Source organism: Streptomyces sp. AF1A (assembly GCF_047340315.1).
In the GTDB taxonomy this organism is placed as follows: Bacteria; Actinomycetota; Actinomycetes; order Streptomycetales; family Streptomycetaceae; genus Streptomyces.
On sequence record NZ_JBLEBI010000291.1, the window covers coordinates 1 to 4,926 of the forward strand.

Annotated in this window: 6 protein-coding genes; 2 read left to right on the forward strand and 4 right to left on the reverse strand. The window is 73.9% G+C overall.

Features of this window, described 5'->3' with window-relative positions; all coding sequences use genetic code 11:
• Together ACLU3S_RS35735 and ACLU3S_RS35740 are read left to right on the forward strand one after the other, a co-directional pair.
• Nucleotides 1–596: SbcC/MukB-like Walker B domain-containing protein (locus tag ACLU3S_RS35735; protein WP_413956135.1), on the forward strand; the 596-nt coding region annotated here is incomplete at its 5' end.
• 59 nt (nucleotides 597–655) lie between these two features.
• Complete coding sequence (locus ACLU3S_RS35740) at nucleotides 656–1,171, forward strand: immunity 21 family protein (protein ID WP_413956136.1); 516 nt, start codon at nucleotides 656–658, stop codon at nucleotides 1,169–1,171.
• Nucleotides 1,172–1,175: 4 nt separating this feature from the next.
• Here ACLU3S_RS35740 and ACLU3S_RS35745 read toward each other — a convergent pair whose 3' ends face one another.
• The 4 genes from ACLU3S_RS35745 to ACLU3S_RS35760 form a co-directional block, all read right to left on the reverse strand.
• Entirely contained in the window at nucleotides 1,176–2,417 is a 1,242-nt protein-coding gene (locus ACLU3S_RS35745) for a cytochrome P450 (protein ID WP_413956137.1), read from the reverse strand.
• A 31-nt stretch (nucleotides 2,418–2,448) separates the two neighbouring features.
• Nucleotides 2,449–3,840: an NAD(P)/FAD-dependent oxidoreductase gene (locus tag ACLU3S_RS35750; RefSeq protein ID WP_413956138.1), complete on the reverse strand. Its 1,392-nt coding sequence runs from the start codon at nucleotides 3,838–3,840 to the stop codon at nucleotides 2,449–2,451.
• Nucleotides 3,830–4,087: a ferredoxin gene (locus ACLU3S_RS35755; protein ID WP_413956139.1), complete on the reverse strand. Its 258-nt coding sequence runs from the start codon at nucleotides 4,085–4,087 to the stop codon at nucleotides 3,830–3,832. The genes ACLU3S_RS35750 and ACLU3S_RS35755 overlap by 11 nt, the downstream gene beginning before the upstream one ends.
• 164 nt (nucleotides 4,088–4,251) lie before the next feature.
• A partial coding sequence (locus tag ACLU3S_RS35760) for a hypothetical protein (protein ID WP_413956140.1) occupies nucleotides 4,252–4,926 on the reverse strand: 675 nt, incomplete at its 5' end.

Below are 4,926 nucleotides of genomic sequence, written 5' to 3' on the forward strand. Positions count from 1 at the left end.
CCGCGGCCGTACGACGCCTCGCCCCGCTCCGCGACGAGTACGACCGCGTCGCCCGCCTGGCCGCCCTCACCGCGGGCACCTCCGCCGACAACGAGCGCAAGATGCGCCTGGAGTCGTACGTGCTCGCGGCCCGTCTGGAGCAGGTCGCCGCCGCCGCGACCGTGCGCCTGCAGCGCATGTCGTCCGGGCGCTACACCCTCGTCCACTCCGACGACCGCACCGGACGCGGCCGCAGCGGCCTCGGGCTGCACGTCGTCGACGCCTGGACCGGGCGGGAACGGGACACCGCCACCCTGTCCGGCGGGGAGACCTTCTTCGCCTCCCTCGCCCTGGCCCTCGGCCTGGCCGACGTCGTCACCGACGAGGCGGGAGGCGTCCGCCTGGACACCCTCTTCATCGACGAGGGCTTCGGCAGCCTCGACGACCAGACCCTCGACGAGGTCCTGGACGTCCTCGACTCCCTGCGCGAACGCGACCGCAGCGTCGGCATCGTCAGCCACGTCCCCGACCTCCGCCGCCGCATCCATGCCCAACTGGAGGTCGTCAAGGGCAGATCGGGCTCGACGCTGCGCCTGCGGGGCGTGTCCGGCGCGTGAACGGCTCCGGTGGCGGGCGCGTGCGGCCGCCGGCGGTCGCCCGTGTAGGTTCTTCCCCCATGGCTCGGTATGCGGATCCAGGCGCGCTGGAGTGGGTGGAGTCGGGCGGCGGCCCGCTGATAGCGGTTCCAGAGGTGGTCCTGCCGTTCTGGGCGGGCGCCGACAGCGAGGAACTCGACACCGACTACGACCGGGCCTGCGAGGTCTCCGGGTACGCCGGACTGCTCCCGGTGGGCGACAGCGCGGCCCTCGTCCTCGGCGACGAGCCCGCCGCCACCTCCTACCTGCCCGAGCACGGCGCCTTCGTACGGTGGTCCGCCGCGAACTCCGAGCGCGAACTGCTGGAAGGGATCCCCGCCGCGCTCCGGGCGGCCGTGTGGGAACCCGAGCTGCGCTGGGACGTGCCCGGCCCGGTGGTCCTGTTCGACTCGGCCTGGCCGGGCGGAGCGGCCGACCGGCAGGAGCATCTGCGGATACCGCTGCCCGCGGGCCGGTACGGGGTGCGTGCCGGGTACGCCCAGCCGGGGCCGGAGACCTGGGTGGGGCTGGTCCAGCTCACACCGCTCGCGCACTGACCCGTCAGGAACGCAGCCCCTCGAAGGCCACGTTCAGGTGGCGCGGGCCGCGCAGCACGGCGTTGCGCCGGTACGGCGGCGGGTCCTCGACCAGGCGCGGATTCTCCAGCCGGCGGGTCAGCTCGGACAGCGCCAGCTGGGTCTCCAGCCGGGCCAGCGGAGCGCCGAAGCAGCTGTGGATGCCGCTGCCGAAGCCGAGGTGCTGGACGTCCTCGCGGTCCGGGTCGAAGCGGTCGGGGTCCTTGAACCGCTCCGGGTCCCGGTTGCCCGCCGCCAGGACGAGCCAGATGCGCGAACCCTTGGGGATGGTCACCTCGCGCACCTGGATGTCGGTGAGGCACGTGCGCTGCGGCAGCATCTGCACCGGCGGCTCGTAGCGCAGCAGCTCCTCCACGATCCGCACCGACAGGCCCGGGTCGGCGCGCAGCCGCTGAAGGATGTCCGGGTGGCGCAGCAGCGTGAGCATGCCGTTGGTGATGAGGTTGACGGTCGTCTCGTGGCCCGCGATGAGCAGGAGCACGGCCGTGCTGAGCACCTCCATCATCGACATGGAGCCGGCCGGGCCGCGGCTGTTCGCCAGGTCGGACAGCAGATCGTCCTGCGGCCGCCTGGTGCGCTGCTCGACCAGCCCGGCCAGATACATGCCGAGCTGCATCCGCGCCTCCCGCAGGGACTTCTGGAAATCGGCGTCCGCGCTCCGGCGCGACTCCGGGTCGAGGCTCGCGACCAGCTGATCGACCCAGCCGCGGAACCGCGGCTCGTCCTCCCGCGGCACCCCGAGCAGCCTGCAGATCACGGTCACCGGGAAGGGGTAGGCGAACTGGTCGACCAGGTCGATCTGCCGGGCGCCCCCGAAGCCGTCGATCAGGCCGGTGACGACGGACGCCATCTCGCCGCGCAGACCGTCCACCCGGCGCGGCCGGTGGGGCGGCCCGAAGGCGCTGTTGGCGATGCGCCGGAGCCGGTCGTGCTCGGGCGGGTCGAGGCGCAGGAACGACGGCGGCAGCCCCCCGGTCTCCTCCGTCTGGGACAGTTCGTCGGGCCCGGGGGCCGTCAGGTTGGCGGCGTCCGAGCTCAGCCGGGGATCGTGGAGCAGCGCCTCGATGTCGTAGTACGAGCTGATGACGTACGGACCGTCCTCCTCCTCGTGCAGCACCGGCGTCCTGCGGAGTTCCTCGTACACCGGGTACGGGTCGGGGCGGTTGGCGAAGTCGGTGATCCGGCTGGTCAGCGAGGCTTGCGTCATGACAGGTCCTTGGAGCGTCGGGCCGGGCGGCTCAGTGGCGGGCGGGGTGGAAGACCAGCTCCTGGTCGGCCGGCGAGTAGCCGCTGAGGGTCACCGTGGGGCCGTGGGTCGGCAGGGACGGGTCGGGGAAGTCGGCGTCCACCGGCTGCCGCCCCTCGGGCCGCCGGTCCACCGTCGGATACTCCACCGGGAACGGCGCGCCGCGCTCGATCTGCCGCTGGTAGAACTCCAGCCACCGCGTGTCGTCGAAGCTCACGGCCGCCACGATCCGGCCCCGGTGGCCGTAGACCCCGACGAACCGGCGTTCGGCGAGCGAGCCCTGCGTGATCATGAGCTGCTCGCCCATCGGCGGTACGCCGACCGACTTGATGTTCACCCCGAACTGCGAGGACCAGAAGGCGGGCATCCACAGGTGCGGCCGCCGGTCCGCGCCCTGGCAGACCATGTTGTGCGCCGCGGTCTCCGCCTGCGCGACGGCGTTGCCCCAGTGCTCCAGCGAGAGGAACTGGTAGCCGAACAGGGCGTGCGGGGAGCGTGCGACGTCGCCCGCGACGAACACGTCGTCGGTGACGATGCCCCGGAAGTCGAAGGCCCGGCAGCCCGCGTCGCAGGCGATGCCCCGAGGCCCCGCCCCGAGCCCCGACCCGGCCAGCCACTCGGTGTTGCGCAGCGAACCCAGCGAGACGACCACGACATCCGCCTCGACGACGCTCTCGTCGGACAGATGGACGGCCCGCACCCGCCCGACCGTGTCGCCCTCCAGCGCGGTCACCGTGACCCGGGTGCGCAGGTCGACGCCGTTCTCCCGCATCAGGTCGGTGGCGACCGCGCCGATCACCCCGCCGAGGGCGCCCACCAGCGGCGCGCCCGCCCGCTCCGCCACCGAGACCTCGAGGCCCATCTCCCGGCACGCGGCGGCGACTTCGCAGCCGGCGAACCCGGCGCCGATGACGAACACCCGCCGCGCCCCCGACGTCAGCCGCCGGTGCAGCGCGACCGCGTCGTCCCGGGTGCGCAGCAGGAAGACGCCGTCCAGCCGGCCTTCCGCCTCGTTCGGCCAGGGCCGGGCGCGCACCCCGGTCGCGATGAGCAGCCGGTCGTACTCCACCTCGTCCCCGTCCGCCAGCCGGACCCGCTTGGCCGACAGGTCGAGCCCCGTGGCCGCCACGCCCAGCCGCCACTTGGCGTCGATCTCCCGGCGCCGGGGCAGCTCGGTGTGGCGCGGGGACGCCATGCCCAGCAGGACCGCCTTGGACAGCGGCGGCCGGTCGTACGGTTCGTACGGCTCGTCACCGATGAGGGTGAGCGCACCGGCGAAGCCCTCGGCGCGCAGCGTCTCGGCGGCCCGCAGGCCGGCCAGCGAGGCGCCCACGATCACGATCCGCCCCTCGCGCCTGAGCCACTCCATGGAGTCAGCTGCCATCGGACGCCCCCCGAGGGGTGCCGGCCACCGGGCGCGTCGGCGATGCGCCCGCGCCGTCCAGGCCGTCCGCCGTGATCGCCTGCACCGGGCAGGCGGCGACGGCGCGCGCCAGGCGCTCCCGCTGCTCCCCGGCCGGGTGAGGGTTGTAGATCAGCGACTCCTCGCCGTGCAGGGCGAAGACGTCGGGCGCGAGGAACACGCACTGCGCGTATCCCTGGCACTTGTTGAGATCGACGACGAGCCTCATCGACGCTCCGCCCTTCCGCGACGGTCAGGGTCCGGTGCGCACCACGCCGCCGGCGCGGCCGGCGCCCGGACGGCGGTCGTCCCCCGCTCGCCAGCATGGAAGCGGAGGCGGGGTGGCCGCGCGCCGGGCACGCCGATCGGGTGAGCGGCCCCGGGCGGAGCGGTTCATCCGGCGGCCGCGGCGGGGGACCGGCTCCGGCCGCCCACCACGAGGATGTACACGCTCAGCAGCAGCGACCACACCGGAAAGACCAGTTCCGCCCAGGGCACGTTGGACGCGGCGAAGAGCAGCGTCAGGGCGGTGAGGAAGCCCAGGACCGTCAGCCACCGCGGCAGGACGGCGAGGCGGTGGCCGATCACCGACATCGAGCACACGAAGACGGCCGCCATCCGCATCGCGTACCCCGTCATCAGCGTGTACGCGAAGTGGCGGCCGAAGGTCCAGGTGGACGGCCCCGGTGCCGGCCCGCTGGGGTGCGCGACCGCGAGCACGGCGCCGGCCGCCGCGGCGGCGCCGAACATCGAGGCGGTGAAGACGAGTCCGCTGCCGAGGAACACGGTGGCCAGGAACCTGTCCTCCGCGTCACCGATGTGGGCTCGTACGACGCCCACGAACCACAGGAAGAAGATCCCGGCGAACGGCACCAGGGCGAGGGCCGTGTGCACCGCCCGGCGCCGCGTCGAGTCCTCCAGACCCCGGGCGGTCACCGCGTCGGCCCCCTCCGGGATGCCGAGCCGGATCAGGACGATCATGGCCGCCAGCAGGACCGCGAAGACGACCCCGGCCAGCCCCGCGGCCCGCGGTGTCTCCAGCGCCCGCTGCCCCGGCCCCTGCTGCTG